This window comes from Rheinheimera sp. NSM, assembly GCF_052380015.1.
GTDB lineage: Bacteria > Pseudomonadota > Gammaproteobacteria > Enterobacterales > Alteromonadaceae > Alishewanella.
On sequence record NZ_JBQTCI010000008.1, the window covers coordinates 1 to 14,716 of the forward strand.

The 14,716-nt window shown below is 50.2% G+C and carries 18 protein-coding genes; 13 read left to right on the forward strand and 5 right to left on the reverse strand.

Annotated features, from left to right (window positions below; translation table 11 throughout):
* The 6 genes from ACTZWV_RS17765 to ACTZWV_RS17790 all read left to right on the forward strand — a co-directional run.
* Positions 1-1,705, forward strand: a 1,705-nt coding sequence (locus tag ACTZWV_RS17765) for an RHS repeat domain-containing protein (RefSeq protein ID WP_444787826.1), incomplete at its 5' end; no start/stop codon positions are given.
* The gene (locus tag ACTZWV_RS17770) at positions 1,706-2,257 is read left to right on the forward strand and encodes a hypothetical protein (RefSeq protein ID WP_444787827.1); all 552 of its coding nucleotides are present in this window, start codon (positions 1,706-1,708) and stop codon (positions 2,255-2,257) included.
* Positions 2,258-2,502: 245 nt separating this feature from the next.
* Entirely contained in the window at positions 2,503-2,883 is a 381-nt protein-coding gene (locus tag ACTZWV_RS17775) for a hypothetical protein (protein WP_444787828.1), read from the forward strand.
* Between the two features lie 196 nt (positions 2,884-3,079).
* Entirely contained in the window at positions 3,080-3,787 is a 708-nt protein-coding gene (locus ACTZWV_RS17780) for a transposase (protein WP_444787829.1), read from the forward strand.
* 65 nt (positions 3,788-3,852) lie between these two features.
* The gene (locus tag ACTZWV_RS17785) at positions 3,853-5,931 is read left to right on the forward strand and encodes an RHS repeat domain-containing protein (RefSeq protein ID WP_444787830.1); all 2,079 of its coding nucleotides are present in this window, start codon (positions 3,853-3,855) and stop codon (positions 5,929-5,931) included.
* Positions 5,921-6,334: a hypothetical protein gene (locus tag ACTZWV_RS17790; RefSeq protein WP_444787831.1), complete on the forward strand. Its 414-nt coding sequence runs from the start codon at positions 5,921-5,923 to the stop codon at positions 6,332-6,334. The genes ACTZWV_RS17785 and ACTZWV_RS17790 overlap by 11 nt, the downstream gene beginning before the upstream one ends.
* 115 nt (positions 6,335-6,449) lie before the next feature.
* Here the strand turns inward: ACTZWV_RS17790 and ACTZWV_RS17795 are convergent, their stop codons facing one another.
* From ACTZWV_RS17795 to flgA, 5 genes are all read right to left on the reverse strand, one after another.
* Positions 6,450-7,649: a diguanylate cyclase gene (locus tag ACTZWV_RS17795; protein WP_444787832.1), complete on the reverse strand. Its 1,200-nt coding sequence runs from the start codon at positions 7,647-7,649 to the stop codon at positions 6,450-6,452.
* A 24-nt stretch (positions 7,650-7,673) separates the two neighbouring features.
* Positions 7,674-8,123, reverse strand: a complete 450-nt coding sequence (locus ACTZWV_RS17800; protein WP_444787833.1) for a bactofilin family protein — start codon at positions 8,121-8,123, stop codon at positions 7,674-7,676.
* A 36-nt stretch (positions 8,124-8,159) separates the two neighbouring features.
* Positions 8,160-8,591, reverse strand: coding sequence for a flagellar export chaperone FlgN (gene flgN, locus ACTZWV_RS17805; protein WP_444787834.1), 432 nt, complete (start codon positions 8,589-8,591; stop codon positions 8,160-8,162).
* Positions 8,588-8,881, reverse strand: coding sequence for a flagellar biosynthesis anti-sigma factor FlgM (gene flgM / locus ACTZWV_RS17810; RefSeq protein ID WP_444787835.1), 294 nt, complete (start codon positions 8,879-8,881; stop codon positions 8,588-8,590). Before flgM ends, flgN begins: the two co-directional genes overlap by 4 nt.
* A 64-nt stretch (positions 8,882-8,945) precedes the next feature.
* Complete coding sequence (gene flgA / locus ACTZWV_RS17815) at positions 8,946-9,635, reverse strand: flagellar basal body P-ring formation chaperone FlgA (RefSeq protein ID WP_444787836.1); 690 nt, start codon at positions 9,633-9,635, stop codon at positions 8,946-8,948.
* Between the two features lie 171 nt (positions 9,636-9,806).
* Between flgA and flgB the strand changes: the two genes are divergently transcribed.
* Genes flgB through flgH form a run of 7 tightly spaced genes read left to right on the forward strand, consistent with a single transcriptional unit; the run spans position 9,807 to position 14,711 of the window.
* Positions 9,807-10,175: a flagellar basal body rod protein FlgB gene (gene flgB / locus ACTZWV_RS17820; protein ID WP_444787837.1), complete on the forward strand. Its 369-nt coding sequence runs from the start codon at positions 9,807-9,809 to the stop codon at positions 10,173-10,175.
* Positions 10,176-10,177: 2 nt separating this feature from the next.
* Entirely contained in the window at positions 10,178-10,594 is a 417-nt protein-coding gene (gene flgC / locus ACTZWV_RS17825) for a flagellar basal body rod protein FlgC (RefSeq protein WP_444787838.1), read from the forward strand.
* Positions 10,595-10,606: 12 nt separating this feature from the next.
* A complete protein-coding gene (locus ACTZWV_RS17830) occupies positions 10,607-11,278 on the forward strand; it encodes a flagellar hook assembly protein FlgD (RefSeq protein WP_444787839.1) in 672 nt (223 codons plus the stop codon).
* Between the two features lie 12 nt (positions 11,279-11,290).
* Positions 11,291-12,484 carry a flagellar hook protein FlgE gene (gene flgE, locus ACTZWV_RS17835; RefSeq protein ID WP_444787840.1) on the forward strand — a complete coding sequence of 398 codons (1,194 nt, stop codon included), beginning with the start codon at positions 11,291-11,293 and terminating at the stop codon, positions 12,482-12,484.
* Between the two features lie 11 nt (positions 12,485-12,495).
* Positions 12,496-13,230, forward strand: coding sequence for a flagellar basal body rod protein FlgF (locus tag ACTZWV_RS17840; RefSeq protein WP_444787841.1), 735 nt, complete (start codon positions 12,496-12,498; stop codon positions 13,228-13,230).
* Between the two features lie 13 nt (positions 13,231-13,243).
* On the forward strand, positions 13,244-14,029 hold the full coding sequence (gene flgG, locus ACTZWV_RS17845; protein WP_444787842.1) for a flagellar basal-body rod protein FlgG: 786 nt from the start codon (positions 13,244-13,246) through the stop codon (positions 14,027-14,029).
* 4 nt (positions 14,030-14,033) lie between these two features.
* A complete protein-coding gene (gene flgH / locus ACTZWV_RS17850; protein ID WP_444787843.1) occupies positions 14,034-14,711 on the forward strand; it encodes a flagellar basal body L-ring protein FlgH in 678 nt (225 codons plus the stop codon).
* The last annotated feature ends 5 nt before the right edge of the window (positions 14,712-14,716 follow it).

Below are 14,716 nucleotides of genomic sequence, written 5' to 3' on the forward strand. Positions count from 1 at the left end.
GTCAGACGTACACAGCGGTGCCACCTACCAATATGGTACTAAGCCCGGCCAGTGCAGCCGTAACAGCGGGCCGCGTGCAGTAAGCCAGATTGGCACTACCACTTACTGCTATGACGTAAGCGGCCAGCAAACGCAGCAGTACAATAACGGCACCCTGGTACGGCAGATAGACTACGATGCCATAGGCAAGCCATCACGTATCCGCAGCATCGGTACCGATGCAACGACTAACAGCAGCCCGGGTGACAGCTTCTTCACCTACGACGGCAGCCGTAATATTGTTAAGCGCCATGTAACCGAAGAGGGCAGTACCAAAACCATCTTCCAGCATGGCGGTGTTGAGCTGATACGGCAAGGCAGCAGCACGACAATACGGCGCAATATCGGCAATGCCATAGTAGAGCTGAGCGGCAGTCGGGCGACAACGCGTTATGTATATAGCGACCATTTGGGCAGTGTGGATGTAATAACCAATGCCGCAGGCTTACCTGAGCAAAAGCTAAGCTTTGATGCCTTTGGTAAACGGCGGCAAGTATTTACCCAAGGCAACCAGCCGGTAGCGTTAACCCTGGCGGCGATACTTAATCTAACCCATAGGGGCTTTACCGGCCATTTGCAGGTAGACCATGCCAATGTCATCCATATGGGTGGCAGGATATACGATGCTCATATAGGCCGGTTCTTACAAGCTGACCCCTTTGTGCAGGCGCCCTCCAACAGCCAAAGCCATAACCGCTATAGTTATGTGTTGAATAATCCGCTCTCAATGATTGACCCATCCGGTTACTTCTTTAAGACCCTTAAGAAGTACTGGCGGGTGGTAGCGGCTGTGGTGGTGGCAGTTTATGCGCCGTATCTGTTAAACACGGTATGGGGCCTAGGCTTAAGCACGGTAACAACAGGTGCTATAACAGGCTTTGTCGCGGGAGCTATTAGTACCGGTACGCTTAAAGGCGCGTTAACCGGGGCATTTACAGGCGCCATGTTCGGAGGGCTTCATCAAATGAATGCCGGGGCGTTAAAAGTGGCAGCACACGGCATGGCGGGTGGTATAGGTAGCGTGTTGAATGGTGGTAAATTCGGGCATGGTTTTGCTGCCGCGGGTTTTACGCAGTTTGCCAGTCAAACAGCAGGTAATAAATTGTTTGTTGATGGCGCGACTGAGTTGGGAGATAGAGCCAAGAATGCTGTAGTGGCGGCGGCAATAGGTGGCACCGCATCAACAGTTTCTGGTGGTAAGTTTGCTAACGGCGCGATTACGGGAGCATTCTCAAGGTTGTTGAATGATGATGCTATGAACAAAAATTTAAAAAGATTTGGTATGACTATTTCTGATGATGCCGGAAAACGGCATGACGAGCTTAAAAACTGGCAAAAATCTGAGGATTGGGACGCTGCACGAGAAAAATACCCTGAATTAGCAAAAGTTGCAGACAGTAATATGAGTTTGACAACAGATACGATGATGAGAGATTTAGCAAATATTCAACGCCAGTATTTAATGGGAAATGTTAGCCAAACATTTGTTGAAGCTGCTAAAAACGGTTGGGATATAGGGTCGAACTTTGCTCCTGCTCCCAAAGGGTGGAAATTAATTAGCGAGGTATTCGGGTTTGCTTCACCATCAGTCCCTAAGCCTAATTATCGTTTTACGGTATCTCGTGTCGGTTATGTTGATGTTGTGCCAGTAATGGGAGGGGATTAAATGCGATATTTAAGTTTGATTCTGACATTGATAATCGTTCAGGGGTGCGCTGAATATTATTGTAGTCAATTGGACAATAAACAGTTTTTGGAGAAAGAGCAGTTAATTGTATGTGATGAAAATCATTTAACTGATGCGGAAATGGAGGCGTGTGTTCAAGTGCGGCATGCTGATATTTATGAATTTCATACTCAATACGGTATTGGATATAATGATTTTTTATGGAGTTTTGACCAATACCAGCATTTGGTCGATGATGATTTTATATCAAAATACGGCACTTATATTTTGGCGACCGCTTTCAGGCTGGCGGAGCCTGATAATCACAACTTAGTAGATGCGATTAAATATCTTCTTTCAAGAGGTGTTGATCCATTTAAACCTCATAAAACAGAAATAGCTCCCGTTGGATGGTTGCTCGAGGGCTTTGCTATCCCAAAATCAAAACCAGAAACTGTCAGATTATGGGAGTTGGTCACAGAATATTATCCACCTACTGATAGCGAGCTTTCTCGTAAAGTAGATATGTATATCAAGCATTGCAGGAACTAATAACTTCAGGGCAGCACCAAAACCATCTTCCAGCATGGCGGTGTTGAGCTGATACGGCAAGAAGGCAGCACGACAGTACGGCGTAATATCGGCAATGCGATAGTCGAGCTAAGCGGCAGCCGGGCGACTACCCGTTATGTATATAGCGACCATTTTGGCAGTGTTGGGACAGTTATAAGAGCTGCGCACTTTAAAGAAACACAATTTAATAGTTATGTTTGCAAGAATCTGAGCGGAGTAAAGGGATGTTAGCTAAATTATTTTTTGTATTAGCGCTTTCTTCTGTGATTGGAGATGGTGGAGATGTCGACGATATGATCATGAAGGCCAGGATTGCTGTTGGTGACAAAAATTATCCTTTAGCCGAGAATGTTCTACAGACTTTACTCGAGGATGAAAACTCGATGACCTTCAGTCAGCATGCCAATGTCCTTTATAGCATCTTAGAACTCAGTTACATAACTAAGGATTATGGGGATTCAGTTGTATATGCTAAGCGTTTGGTTGCCTTACTAAAAAATAAGGAAGGGTATGAAGACGTATATAATCGAATCATTCATAGACTATGTATTAGCGAAGATTGGAAGGCTACAAGGGAGTCTTTTTTAGACACTTGTAATCAATAATTGAGAGCACCTGAAATCAATAGGGTCAGAATCAATAGGGTCAGTGACATTGATTTTCCGAAATCAATAGAAATCAATAGGGTCAGGAAATCAATAGGGTCAGTGACATTGATTTTCGAAATCAATAGGGTCAGTGACATTGATTTTCCGCGATTAACGGGCTAGTTTCTATCAGGTTATTCAAGGAGGAAACCTGATGGCCCGTTTGCCCCGTCTTTATTTGCCGGGTTGCGCACAGCATGTTATTCAGCGCGGCAATAACCGTGAAGCCTGCTTTTACGCAGATGCCGATTACAAAGCTTATCTGTCGTTTCTCAAAGACGCCGCTGCTAAATATCAGGTCGCCATACATGCGTTTGTGCTGATGACCAATCATGTACACTTATTAGTAACTCCCCAAGATGCGCAAGGCGTTAGCCGGATGATGCAGGCGCAGGGCCGTAAATATGTGCAGTATTTTAATTACACCTATGGCCGCAGTGGCACTTTATGGGAAGGGCGCTTTAAGTCGACCGTGGTTGATGCCGATAATTACCTGCTAACGGTATATCGCTATATTGAATTAAACCCGGTTCGGGCCGGAATGGTTGAGCATGCGGCTGAATACCCTTGGTCAAGCTATCAGGGCAATACGATGGGTAAATCGATACAGTTATTAACGCCTCACCCGTTGTATACTCGCCTCGGCACAACAGTGGCAGAGCGGCAAAGTGCTTACCTGGCGCTTTTTACTGGTTTGATGCCCGAGCATGATATTGCTGCCATACGGCATGCTACCAATAAAGCTTGGGTATTGGGTGATGAGCACTTTAAAGCGCAGATTGCCGCTAAAACCGGGCGGCGGCCAGAGCCAGCAGGCAGAGGCGGAGATAGAAAATCGGCAGCGTTTCGACAAAATCAATGACACTGACCCTATTGGTTCAGTTAAATCAATGACACTGACCCTATTGGTTCCAGAACATTATTGCTATGGATGCCTTTGGTAATGTTACTGAGAGTAAAGCGGGTAATAACCGCATTACCTGGCGAGAGCATGACGACACAACCGGTATGCTCAAAGCGATAACCACCCAAGGCGGTTTACAGACCTGGGATTACGAGTTTGACGGTATAGGCAACCTGCGTTCGCGCAGTGACCACACCCATAAACTGCCGGCGTTAACGGGGGGCAGTGCGGTAGCCTTTAACGAGAGCTTTGAGTACGACAGCTTAAACCGGTTAAAGCAGATTAAAAACAATGGCGCGGTAACGCAAAGCTTAAGCTATTTTGCCAACGGTAGTATTAAAACCAAGTCAGACGTACACAGCGGTGCCACCTACCAATATGGTACTAAGCCCGGCCAGTGCGGCCGTAACAGTGGCCCCAGAGCGGTAAGCCAAATTGGCAATACCACTTACTGCTATGACGTGAGTGGCCAGCAAACGCAGCAGTACAATAACGGTACTTTAGTGCGGCAGATAGACTATGACGCTATTGGCAAGCCGTCGCGTATTCGCAGCATGGGTACAGATGCAACGACTAACAGCAGCCCGGGCGATAGCTTCTTTACCTATGATGGCAGCCGTAACATTGTTAAACGCCATGTCACCGAGCAGGGCAGCACCAAAACCATCTTCCAGCATGGTGGTGTCGAGCTGATACGGGAAGGCAGTAGCACGACAATACGGCGCAATATCGGCAATGCCATAGTAGAGCTAAGCGGCAGCCGGGCTACAACGCGCTATGTATATAGTGACCATTTGGGCAGTGTCGATGTTATCACTAATGCCGCAGGCTTACTTGAGCAAAAACTAAGCTTTGATGCCTTTGGTAAACGGCGGCAGGTATTCACCCAAAGCAACCAGCCGGTAGCGTTAACCCTGGCGGCGATACTTAATCTAACCCATCGCGGCTTTACCGGCCATTTGCAGGTAGACCATGCCAATGTGATTCATATGGGCGGACGGATTTACGATGCCCACATAGGAAGATTCTTACAAGCCGACCCCTTTGTGCAGGCGCCCTCCAACAGCCAAAGCCATAACCGCTATAGTTATGTGCTGAATAACCCGCTCAGTTACACCGACCCCAGTGGGTATTTCTTTAGTAAGTTGTGGAAAGAGATAAAGCCGTTTATCGGTGTCATAGTGGCTATTGTGGGTACATATATATGTGGCCCTCAATGTGGGCAATTGGGTTATGCCATGATAGGAGCTGCTTCTGGAGCGGCCAGTGCGGCAGTAAATGGTGGCAGTATTATCAAAGGAGCTGTTATTGGTGCCTTTAGCGCTGCGGCATTTGGCGCTGTTGGGGAAACCTGGGCCGCCGGTACTTTTGGTAATGTGATGGGCAATGCGGTAGTTGGCGGCTTTATGAGCTCACTGCAAGGTGGTAAGTTTGGTCATGGTTTCCTTGCCGCTGGCTTTAGTGCGGGATTCAAGCGCGGTATTAATAATATAGGTGGTGGCGCTGCATCACATTCAGCGCACCGTATTGTTGCCGCTGCAGTTGTGGGTGGTACGGCGTCGAAGCTCAGTGGTGGCAAGTTTGCCAACGGGGCGATTACAGGTGCGTTCTCGCAGGCATTTAATGGTGAGCAGTCGCTTCGGAAAATGTCACTTTGGGATCGAATAGAAAGGGATTATTCTCATGAATTTCTTCGTGATTTTGAGAGCAAAAACCCATATGAATATGAACTGTTTCAAGCATATGCCAGTGGAGTAGACGCAACACTATGGGCAGATGGAGAGATTGGTTATTTAATGGAGGCTGACGCTCTTATAGGATTTGAAACATTTGCGGTTGAAAAAGCCACTTTATTTTGGGCTGAGCAGATACAGGCTCAAGCTGAAGGTGCCATCCCAGGTGCAATTCAAGGTGCGGCTCAAGACCAAATATTTAAGGCTTTAGGTGCGTCTCAATTTTTGAGTAAGTCTGTCTCTAATGGTCAATTTATCTATTCAAATTCTGATATGTTGCGATATACGCCTGAAGCGATTGCAATATCCACTAGTCGTAGCACATCGGTCATCAACAGAAGTTTTGTAAAGGAAATATATGGAAAATAGAAATATGAAGCAGATCATATATGCTTTGATTCTGGTCGCAGCTGGGTGTGGTGACGTAAGATCCGATCCTATGAGCTTGATGAATGAAATTATAGTGTTTAACTACCAGAAAGGGGCCTTTCCAGAGCAGCGGAAGGCAAAAATTCAGTTTTACCTGGAAAGTGTTGATGCGGCGAACATTGGTTATTCAGATCTGGGTGGCGCACACGTTAATGCCATCTGTTTACTACTGAAGGAGTCGATGGATAAATTAAAAGGAGATGCTGTTAGTTATGCACATTATAAAAGTATCCGAGAGAAATTGGAGGTGAGTATTAACTCTACAAAATATTCATACACATTATTTCAAGACTGCAGAGGGCTTTATGACATGGAAGCGATAAGTCCGAGAGTATCTGGGTAAAAGAGTGTGTTGAGGTATTTTTCCAAGTCTAAGTAGGGTGCTCTGTGAGGGTGTTCAATATTCTGTGTCAGCCCGGCCAGAGGCCGACACTACCATTTTTTACTAAATTAATGGCTTAACGTGCAAACGCCACCTGATTGCGGCCGGCTTTTTTCGCGCTGTACAGCGCTTCGTCGGCGCGTTTAAGTAAGGCGGTGGTGCTTTCGCCGCTTTGGCGGATGGCACAGCCGAGGCTAATGGTAATGTGCACGGTTTTGCTGCCGGCGTCTTTACCGCGCTGTTGTTTGCCTTCACGGCTGTCTTTTGGCCGGGTTTGCTGGCGGATCACCAGCGGATAATCAGCTACTGCCGCGCGTACCTGCTCCAGTTTGTCTGCGAGGGTGTCTTTGTTGTTGTGGCTGAACACCAGGGTAAACTCTTCGCCGCCGTAACGGTAGGCTTTTACGCCGCGCTCGCTGCCCAGCACTGCGCCTAACAGCTTTAACACCTGGTCGCCGACATCATGGCCCCAGGTGTCGTTAAACTTTTTAAAGTGATCCACATCCAGCATTACCACGGCACTGCGGCGGCCCAGCCGGCTTAAATGGCTTAGCAAAGCGCGGCGCTGCGGCAGTTGGGTCAGCTCGTCTATATAAGCCAGTTGCAGCATTTGGCTGGCTAAGCTGAACAACAAAGCAAAGCAGGCGGCCAGCGTCATCCAGCCGGACATATGTGGTTGTTGTATCGTCAGGTAAAACAGCATGATGGCCAGCCAGGCGGCAAACTGGCCCCAGCGCTGGCTGCCGGCTGAGTAAAAGTTCAGCAGGCCAAGCCAGCAGGCTGCAACCACCGCTATCCACCATAACTGGCCCCAACTGAATAACAGGCTTGTGCTTACCGGTTGTAAAAATGCCGCCGGTAAGCCGGAGTTGGCCAAAAAGCCGGCCAGTGGCAGCAGCAGTATGGCAACCGGTGCCAGCAGGGTAAGCAGCAGTAACATCACGCCGCGTGCAGTAGGCAGTTGGGGTTTATTTTGCAGCTGCAGTAACAGCATTACCGCCGTAAACGCCAGCGGCAGTACCACGGCAACAGCAGCGGTGTCGGCGTTGCTCAGCGGTTGTTGCAGTGCGCTTTGTACCACCCAATAATGGCTGGTTAATAAGCTGAGGGTATACAGCCAGTTCCATTGCCGCATCAGGCTGGCGAGCAGGCCGGTAAGGCATAACATGGCGTAGATTAACAGCGGAAAGGCAGCGCTGAACGTGAGCATCAGTTCAGGCAGCATCCATTGCAATAAAATCAGCAGCAATAGCGGCAATAAAACAAAAAGATGCACCTGAACCTCAATAGCGGGAAGGGTTTAGCCGGCAGCGCCTGTTGCAGTGGCGACATTTAACGCCTTTACATCACGGTTGTTGCCAACAGCGGCAGCCTTATCCTTTAGCCGCAGTTCTTTTTGGCTGTCGGCAGCATGAATTTCGCCGATAAAGCGGCCGCCTTGCTCAATGCTGAGATTATCGCTGTAAATGGTACCGCTGACCAGACCGGATTGCAGGATCTCGACACGGTCGGCATAAAACTCACCTTCAGCGCGGCCTTTAATAATAATATGGTCGGCGTAAATTTTGCCCTTTACCTGGCCGGGTTGGCTTACGGTAACAGAATGGCTGCAGCGGATTTGCCCCAACAGCTGGCCATCAATTTGCATATGACAATCGAGGATCAGCTCGCCTTCGAGCTCACAACCCTGAGAAATCAGCGTAGCATTTTTCGGACTGGCTTTTACGCCGTCTGTTTTGGCAGAGAACATGGCTTTGAGCTTCCTGTAATTAACCGGGCGCTGCGCTTACAGCGGCATGGCGGGGTAGCTGGTACGGCTGTGCATCCCGGTAAGTTTTTGCATTAACTGGCGCTGTGATGCCAGCAGTTTACCGCTTTTTTCATTTTGGGCATGGCATAGCCGTGCTTTTAGTGTCAGCTCTTGCAACAACTGCCGTGTACCGTGTTGCACACTGGCCGGCAGCCGTTTAACTAAGCTGTGCATGCCGTCGCGGTTATGCTGCAGACCAAACTGCTGCAACAGTTGGTCACGTTCAGCATGGTTTAGCTCCAGCGCCGCCATCAGTTGCAGCGTTTGTTGATTCAACTGCTGCAATGCCTCAGCGCTGCGCCGGCTCATCAGCTCGTATTGCTGATCAAGTAACTGACTCAGCTGATCCAGCCGCTGCACGTCCTGTTGCAGGCTGCTGATAAATTGCTTCAGCAGCTGCGCGCTCATCGTTTATGCATTTCCAGCATGGCACTGACAATGGCGTCGTCATCCAGTTTCAGCTCGCCGTTAGCAATGGCCAGTTTTAACTGCTGCACTTTTGCCATATCGACACTGTCGTGCTCTGACAACGCCTGATAGCTCTCTGCCATGGCATGGCTAAAAGCACTAACCTGGCTTACCGGCGTATCGCTGTTAGCGCTAACCACGGTGGGTGTGGTTTGCGCAGTGGGTTGTTGCTCGTTCTGCAGCCGGTTAACCGGGTTTACCTGCAGGGTGTTTTTGGGCTCAATTTGCATGGCTGTAGTTCCGCTAACTTACTCTTATTGATCTAAAGCGGCAGTAATGCCCGCTGACTTAAATTTATTTGTGTCCGGTTTCAACTAAATCTTCCGCTATGACGATGGCATCAATCACTTTGCCGGAGCTGAGGTTTTGCACACTGATTTTTTCACCCAGTTGGCCATTGCTCAGCGCCAACCCTTTGGTGCTGACAGCAAAGCCGTCGCCGCGAAATTGCAGTGTTACCTGTGCGCCTTTTTGCACCAGCCAGGCCGCCTGCAGCAAATGCCGGCTTACCGGGCTGCCGGCATCAATACGGCGTTTTACCGTCATACCAAACAGCGCGCTGCTGTCAAACTCCAGGCCATGGCGCAGGCTGGCAATATCCACGCTTTGTGTTGTCAGCATAGTGTCGTTCAGCACTTCATCACGCTCCAGCGTGCGGCTGGCTACCACCAGCTCCAGCCACAAGGCGACTTTGGCGGTGGCGCGGCTTTGCCAGCGCTGCGGGCTGTCGCAACTCAGGGTGTAACTTACCCGGCCCAAAGGCGGCTCCTGCTGTTGCCGTCTGGATATTTGCAAATTATCGCAGTGATTATCGGCCAGGCCACCTGGCAGCGTTAGCTGAATATCTTGCTGCTGCGCGCGCAGCCCCAACTGCAGCAGGTACTGCGCTAATTCCTGCTCAATATGCTGCTGCAATTGCTGCTCAATGCCGGTGGCGGCAAGCGGCGCTGTGCTTAACCAGGCTAACAGCGGAAGCAGCAGCAAGGCCGGGAAAGTGCCGCGCTTCCGCTGCGGAAGTGTTGCTTCCGCTTTATGGCGGAAAAACAGACTGTTTATATGGCAAATCATTAATAAATATCGCTTTTTAATTGTGGCACAGAGCTTGTAATAGCAACCGCAGCTAATGACAACCTGTGTTATGAGGTCATCCGGAATATGTTTGATAAAGCGCTCGGTGTACACCCTTTTTCGTTGCAGCTACGGCTGGACAGAGCAGAAATTATTGCAGGCAATCTGGCCAATGTCGATACGCCGGGCTTTAAGGCCCGTGACATCGACTACAAGCAGGTGATGCAGGATGTGGCCTATGGTGTTGAGCAAGGCAAGGCGCGGCCCTATGCAGCGGCCGAAAGCGGCCATCAGTTAATGTACCGCACACCGTATCAACCGTCGGCAGACGGCAACACAGCCGAACTGAATATAGAGCAAGCCAATTTTGCCGCCAACAGCATGGATTTTCAAACCAGCCTGACCTTTATGAATATGAAAGTAAGTGGCTTACATAAAGCCATTAAAGGAGAGTAAGGATGTCATTTAACAGTATTTACGACGTCAGCGGCAGCGCGATGCGGGCACAAGTAATGCGGCTGGACACCATAGCGTCGAATCTGGCCAATGCCAACACTGCTGCGCCAACCGAAGCCACCGCCTATCGCGCATTAAAGCCGGTGTTTGCTGCTTTATACAAGCAAACCACTGAGCAACAAAGTTTATCGGCCGAAGTACAGATGCTGGGCGTTACGTCGTCCAACAAGCCGGTTGAACAGCGCTTTGAGCCAAATAATCCGCTGGCTAATCAAGATGGTTATGTTTTTTATTCCAACGTTAATGTACTCGAAGAGATGGCTGACATGATGTCAGCCTCACGCAGTTACCAAACGTCGGTAGAAGTTATGGGCCGGGTATCCAGTATGCAGCAAAGTGTGCTGCGGCTTGGCCAGTAAAGGAGTGAGAGCGTGAGTGCAATCAGCGGCCTGGGTGCCGGTACTAATACAACCAACGACAACGCGGTAGCCAAAAATGGTGCCACCGGCGCTGAAGGTTTATCGACCATGTTTTTAGACTTATTGGTGGCGCAAATAAGCCACCAAAACCCGCTGGATCCGATGGACGGCACCCAGTATGTCAGCCAGTTGGCCGAGTTTGCCAACGTGGAGAGCCTGCAAAGTCTGAAAATTGATTCCGGCAAAAACCTTGAACTGCAAGCCAGCCAACAAGCGCTGCAAGCCACCGCATTAATTGGCCAACAGGTAGATGTGGCTGCAGACACTATCTTGCTGGAACAAGCGGCAGAAGTGAAAGGCGCGGTTAACCTGGGCGTGGAAGCGCAAAGCGTAACCGTGCGGCTGTACAACGCCCAGGGCCAACTGATGCAGCAGCAAGAGCTGCCGTTTACCGGCATCGGCACCTTACGCTTTGCCTTTGAGCAACAGGATGCCGGCGGTTACTACGTGCAGGCCGACGCCAATATAAACGGCAAGCCACAACCGTTAACCACCTTGCTTAGCGGTGAAGTAGAGCGGGTGTCAGTGGGTAGCAATAAAGACGACATTATTTTGCAAGTCAACGGCCTGGGTAACCACGCTCTGTTAGATACCAATCAGCTGGCCTTTGGCGGCAACAGTTAAGGAATCAGTCTTATGTCTATGTTTAATATCGGTTTAAGTGGGTTAAAAACCACGCAAAAAGCACTGGAAGTAACCAGCCATAACATTGCTAACTCCTCTACCGCCGGTTTTAAAAGCGGCAGTGCAGAGTTTGCCTCGGTGTATAACGGCGGCCAGCGTGGTGGTGTCGACGTTAGCGACATTAAAGAGAACTTTACCCGTGAAGGCGGTGTGGTCAACACCGGTTCGGCATTGGATTTAGCCATTACCGGCAAAGGCTTTTTTGTCGTATCAGAAAACGGCCGTACTGCCTATACCCAAGCCGGCCAGTTTGGTTTGGATAAAAACCAGAACATTATTAACGCCAGCGGTAATAACCTGCAGGGTTACGGCATAGATGCCGACGGCAACCTGGTGCCGGGTATTTTAACCGACCTGAAAATTGAAGCAGCCAATATTCCGGCTGAAGCCTCAACCGAAGTGGAGTTTTCGCTGAATTTAAGCTCAGCCAGCGATGTGATAGATCCGCTGGTTAATCCATTCGACCCGGCTGTTGGCAGCAGTTATAACTACTCTCAATCGAGTGAAATCTTCGACTCTTTAGGTAACAGCCATACCTTAACCCAATATTTTGTCCATACCGGGCCTAATGCCTGGCAGGCGCATTACTTTGTTGATGGCGTTGATTTGGGTACGCCGTCTGCCATGACCTTTGATGCTAACGGTCTGCTGACTTCTGCTACTGCAGTGCCATTGACGCACAACCCGGCTACCGGTGCAGCGGTGATGAACTTCGATATTAACCTGACTAACAGCACCCAGTTTGGCAGCGGTTTTAATATTTATAAAAATGATGCTGACGGCTTTACTGCCGGTGAGTTTGCCGGGGTGGCTGTAGCGGAAACCGGCGAAGTGTTTGCCACCTTTACCAATGGTGAAACCAAATTGCAGGGCCAGGTAGTGTTGGCTAACTTTGCCAACGTGAATGGCCTGGAAACCGGCAATAAAACCGTGTGGTATGCCAGCAATGAGTCTGGTGCCGCCCTTTACGGTACGCCGGATGCCGGCAGCTTTGGCTCACTGTTATCCGGTGCCTATGTTGGCTCTAACGTTGATATCAGCGAGCAGTTGGTTGATTTAATGGCGTTTCAGCAAAACTACCAGGCCAATGCTAAAACCATCAGCAGTGCTGATGAAATGATGCAAATTCTGTTTAGCGCTACCTAAGGTAAAGCATTATGGAACGCTTAATTTATACCGCAGTATCCGGCGCCGAGTTAAACCAAACCGCGCTGCGGGTTAGTGCCAACAACCTGGCCAACGTTAATACGCCGGGCTTTAAAGCCGATATTGAACAAGCGCAGGCGATGATGATAACCGGCGACGGTTTCCGCACCCGTTATCAGGCGCAGTTAATGCCGGTCTTTACCAGCCTGAGTGAAGGCCCGGTGCAGCAAACCGGCCGCGACCTCGACATAGTACTCAGCGAAGGCGGCTTTTTAGCCGTGGCCGACGCCGACGGCAACGAGGCCTACACCCGTGCCGGTAACCTGCATGTTGATGCCGATGGCCGCTTAATGCTGAATGGCTACGCGGTGCAGGGCGAGCAGGGCGACATAGTGCTGCCGGAGTTTGGTGATATCGACATTGGTGCCGACGGCACTATTAACCTGCTGCCGGTGGGCGGTGGCGTTATAGCGCAGGAAGGCCGGTTAAAACTGGTTAGCGTGGGCGATGATACGTTAACCAAAGGCCTCGATGGTTTGTTACGGCCACAGCAGCAGGAACAATTGGCCGCCGATCTGAATATTACGCTGCGTACCGGGGCGCTGGAAGGTTCTAACGTTAATGCGGTGGAAGAGATGGTCAGCACCATGACGATTAGCCGTCAGTTTGAAATGAATATCCGCATGATGAAAACCGCCGACGAGCTGGCAACTGCCGGCAACAAATTGATCAGCGGCAACAGCTAACAGGAGCAGCACAATGAATTCAGCCTTATGGGTTAGCAAAACCGGTTTAGCCGCGCAAGATATGCGCATGACCACCATCTCCAACAACCTGGCCAACGTCAGCACCGCCGGCTTTAAGAAAGACCGTGTGGTATTTGAAGATTTATTCTATCAGGTGCAGCGCCAGCCGGGCGCCCAGGCCGATGAGCTGAACCAGGTGCCGTCGGGTATACAGGTAGGTACCGGGGTGCGGGTTAACGGTACGCAGAAAATTTTTACCGAAGGCAATTATGAAACCAGCGGCAATGCGCTGGATGTGGCCATTACCGGCCAGGGCTTTTTCCAGATTGAAAACCCGGACGGTGAAATACTCTATAGCCGTAACGGCCAGTTCCAACTGAATGCCGAGTCGTTAATGGTTAACGCCAACGGCCTGCCGCTGCTGCAAAATATCGCTGTGCCGGAAAACGCCATGAGCGTAACCATTGGCCGTGATGGCACCGTTACCGCCACGGTAGCCGGCCAGGCTGATCCGGTTGAATTAGGCCAAATCCTTACCGCTAACTTTGTTAACCCGGCTGGCTTGGAAGCGCTGGGCGGTAACTTGTTCCGCGCCACGGCTGCGTCCGGTGAAGCGATAGAAGGTGTGCCGGGGGAAGATGCGCTGGGGGCCTTGCAGCAAAACACCATTGAAGGCTCTAACGTTAGCGTGGTGGATGAAATGGTCAGCATGATAGCGGTGCAGCGCGCCTATGAAATGAACGCCAAAGTGGTGTCGGCAGCCGATGAAATGCTGCGCTTTATTAATCAGAGCCTGTAAGCCAATGAAAAGTCTGTACTTACTGTTGTGTATTTTGTTGAGTGTCGTATTGCTGAGCGGCTGCGCCAGCCCGTCGGAGCCGGTACACCAGGCAGACTGGGAGCAGGTGGTGGCAGAGCGCAGCGCCGACGAGCCTTTGCCCTCACAGCAGCAAGGCAGCCTGTACAGCGACCGCTATATGTTCACCTTGTACGAAGATAAGCGCGCTTACCGGGTGGGCGATATTCTTACCGTTGAGCTGAACGAGCGCACCCAGTCGAGTAAAAGTGCCGACAGCAGCATCGATAAAAACACCGGTATTAATGTCGGCGTACCGCTGGTAGGCAATTTAAATGTGGCTGAACTTGCGATGGAGCTGAACTCCCGCTCGCAATTTGACGGCGAAAGCGCCGCCAGCCAACAAAACTTTTTACGCGGCTCTATTACTGTGCGGGTAACCGATGTGCTGGCCAATGGTGCTTTGGCTATTCGTGGCGAAAAGTGGATTAAGTTAAACCAGGGCGACGAATATATCCGCCTGCAGGGCCTGGTGCGGCCGGAAGATATCGATGTAACCAACCGCGTGTCGTCACAACGTATTGCCGATGCGCGGATCAGTTACTCCGGCAAAGGCGATTTAGCCAATGCCAGCCAACCCGGTTGGTTTACGCGGTTGTTTAACCGCTTCCTGAACCCGTTTTAACGCAG

Excerpts from the sequence above, each read along its gene's own strand:
- ACTZWV_RS17770 (WP_444787827.1), top strand. The coding sequence starts at position 1,706 with ATGCGATATTTAAGTTTGATTCTGACATTGATAATCGTTCAGGGGTGC.
- ACTZWV_RS17775 (WP_444787828.1), top strand. The coding sequence starts at position 2,503 with ATGTTAGCTAAATTATTTTTTGTATTAGCGCTTTCTTCTGTGATTGGA.
- ACTZWV_RS17780 (WP_444787829.1), top strand. The coding sequence starts at position 3,080 with ATGGCCCGTTTGCCCCGTCTTTATTTGCCGGGTTGCGCACAGCATGTT.
- ACTZWV_RS17785 (WP_444787830.1), top strand. The coding sequence starts at position 3,853 with ATGGATGCCTTTGGTAATGTTACTGAGAGTAAAGCGGGTAATAACCGC.
- ACTZWV_RS17790 (WP_444787831.1), top strand. The coding sequence starts at position 5,921 with ATGGAAAATAGAAATATGAAGCAGATCATATATGCTTTGATTCTGGTC.
- ACTZWV_RS17800 (WP_444787833.1), bottom strand. The coding sequence starts at position 8,123 with ATGTTCTCTGCCAAAACAGACGGCGTAAAAGCCAGTCCGAAAAATGCT.
- flgN (WP_444787834.1), bottom strand. The coding sequence starts at position 8,591 with ATGAGCGCGCAGCTGCTGAAGCAATTTATCAGCAGCCTGCAACAGGAC.
- flgM (WP_444787835.1), bottom strand. The coding sequence starts at position 8,881 with ATGCAAATTGAGCCCAAAAACACCCTGCAGGTAAACCCGGTTAACCGG.
- flgB (WP_444787837.1), top strand. The coding sequence starts at position 9,807 with ATGTTTGATAAAGCGCTCGGTGTACACCCTTTTTCGTTGCAGCTACGG.
- flgC (WP_444787838.1), top strand. The coding sequence starts at position 10,178 with ATGTCATTTAACAGTATTTACGACGTCAGCGGCAGCGCGATGCGGGCA.
- flgE (WP_444787840.1), top strand. The coding sequence starts at position 11,291 with ATGTCTATGTTTAATATCGGTTTAAGTGGGTTAAAAACCACGCAAAAA.
- ACTZWV_RS17840 (WP_444787841.1), top strand. The coding sequence starts at position 12,496 with ATGGAACGCTTAATTTATACCGCAGTATCCGGCGCCGAGTTAAACCAA.
- flgG (WP_444787842.1), top strand. The coding sequence starts at position 13,244 with ATGAATTCAGCCTTATGGGTTAGCAAAACCGGTTTAGCCGCGCAAGAT.
- flgH (WP_444787843.1), top strand. The coding sequence starts at position 14,034 with ATGAAAAGTCTGTACTTACTGTTGTGTATTTTGTTGAGTGTCGTATTG.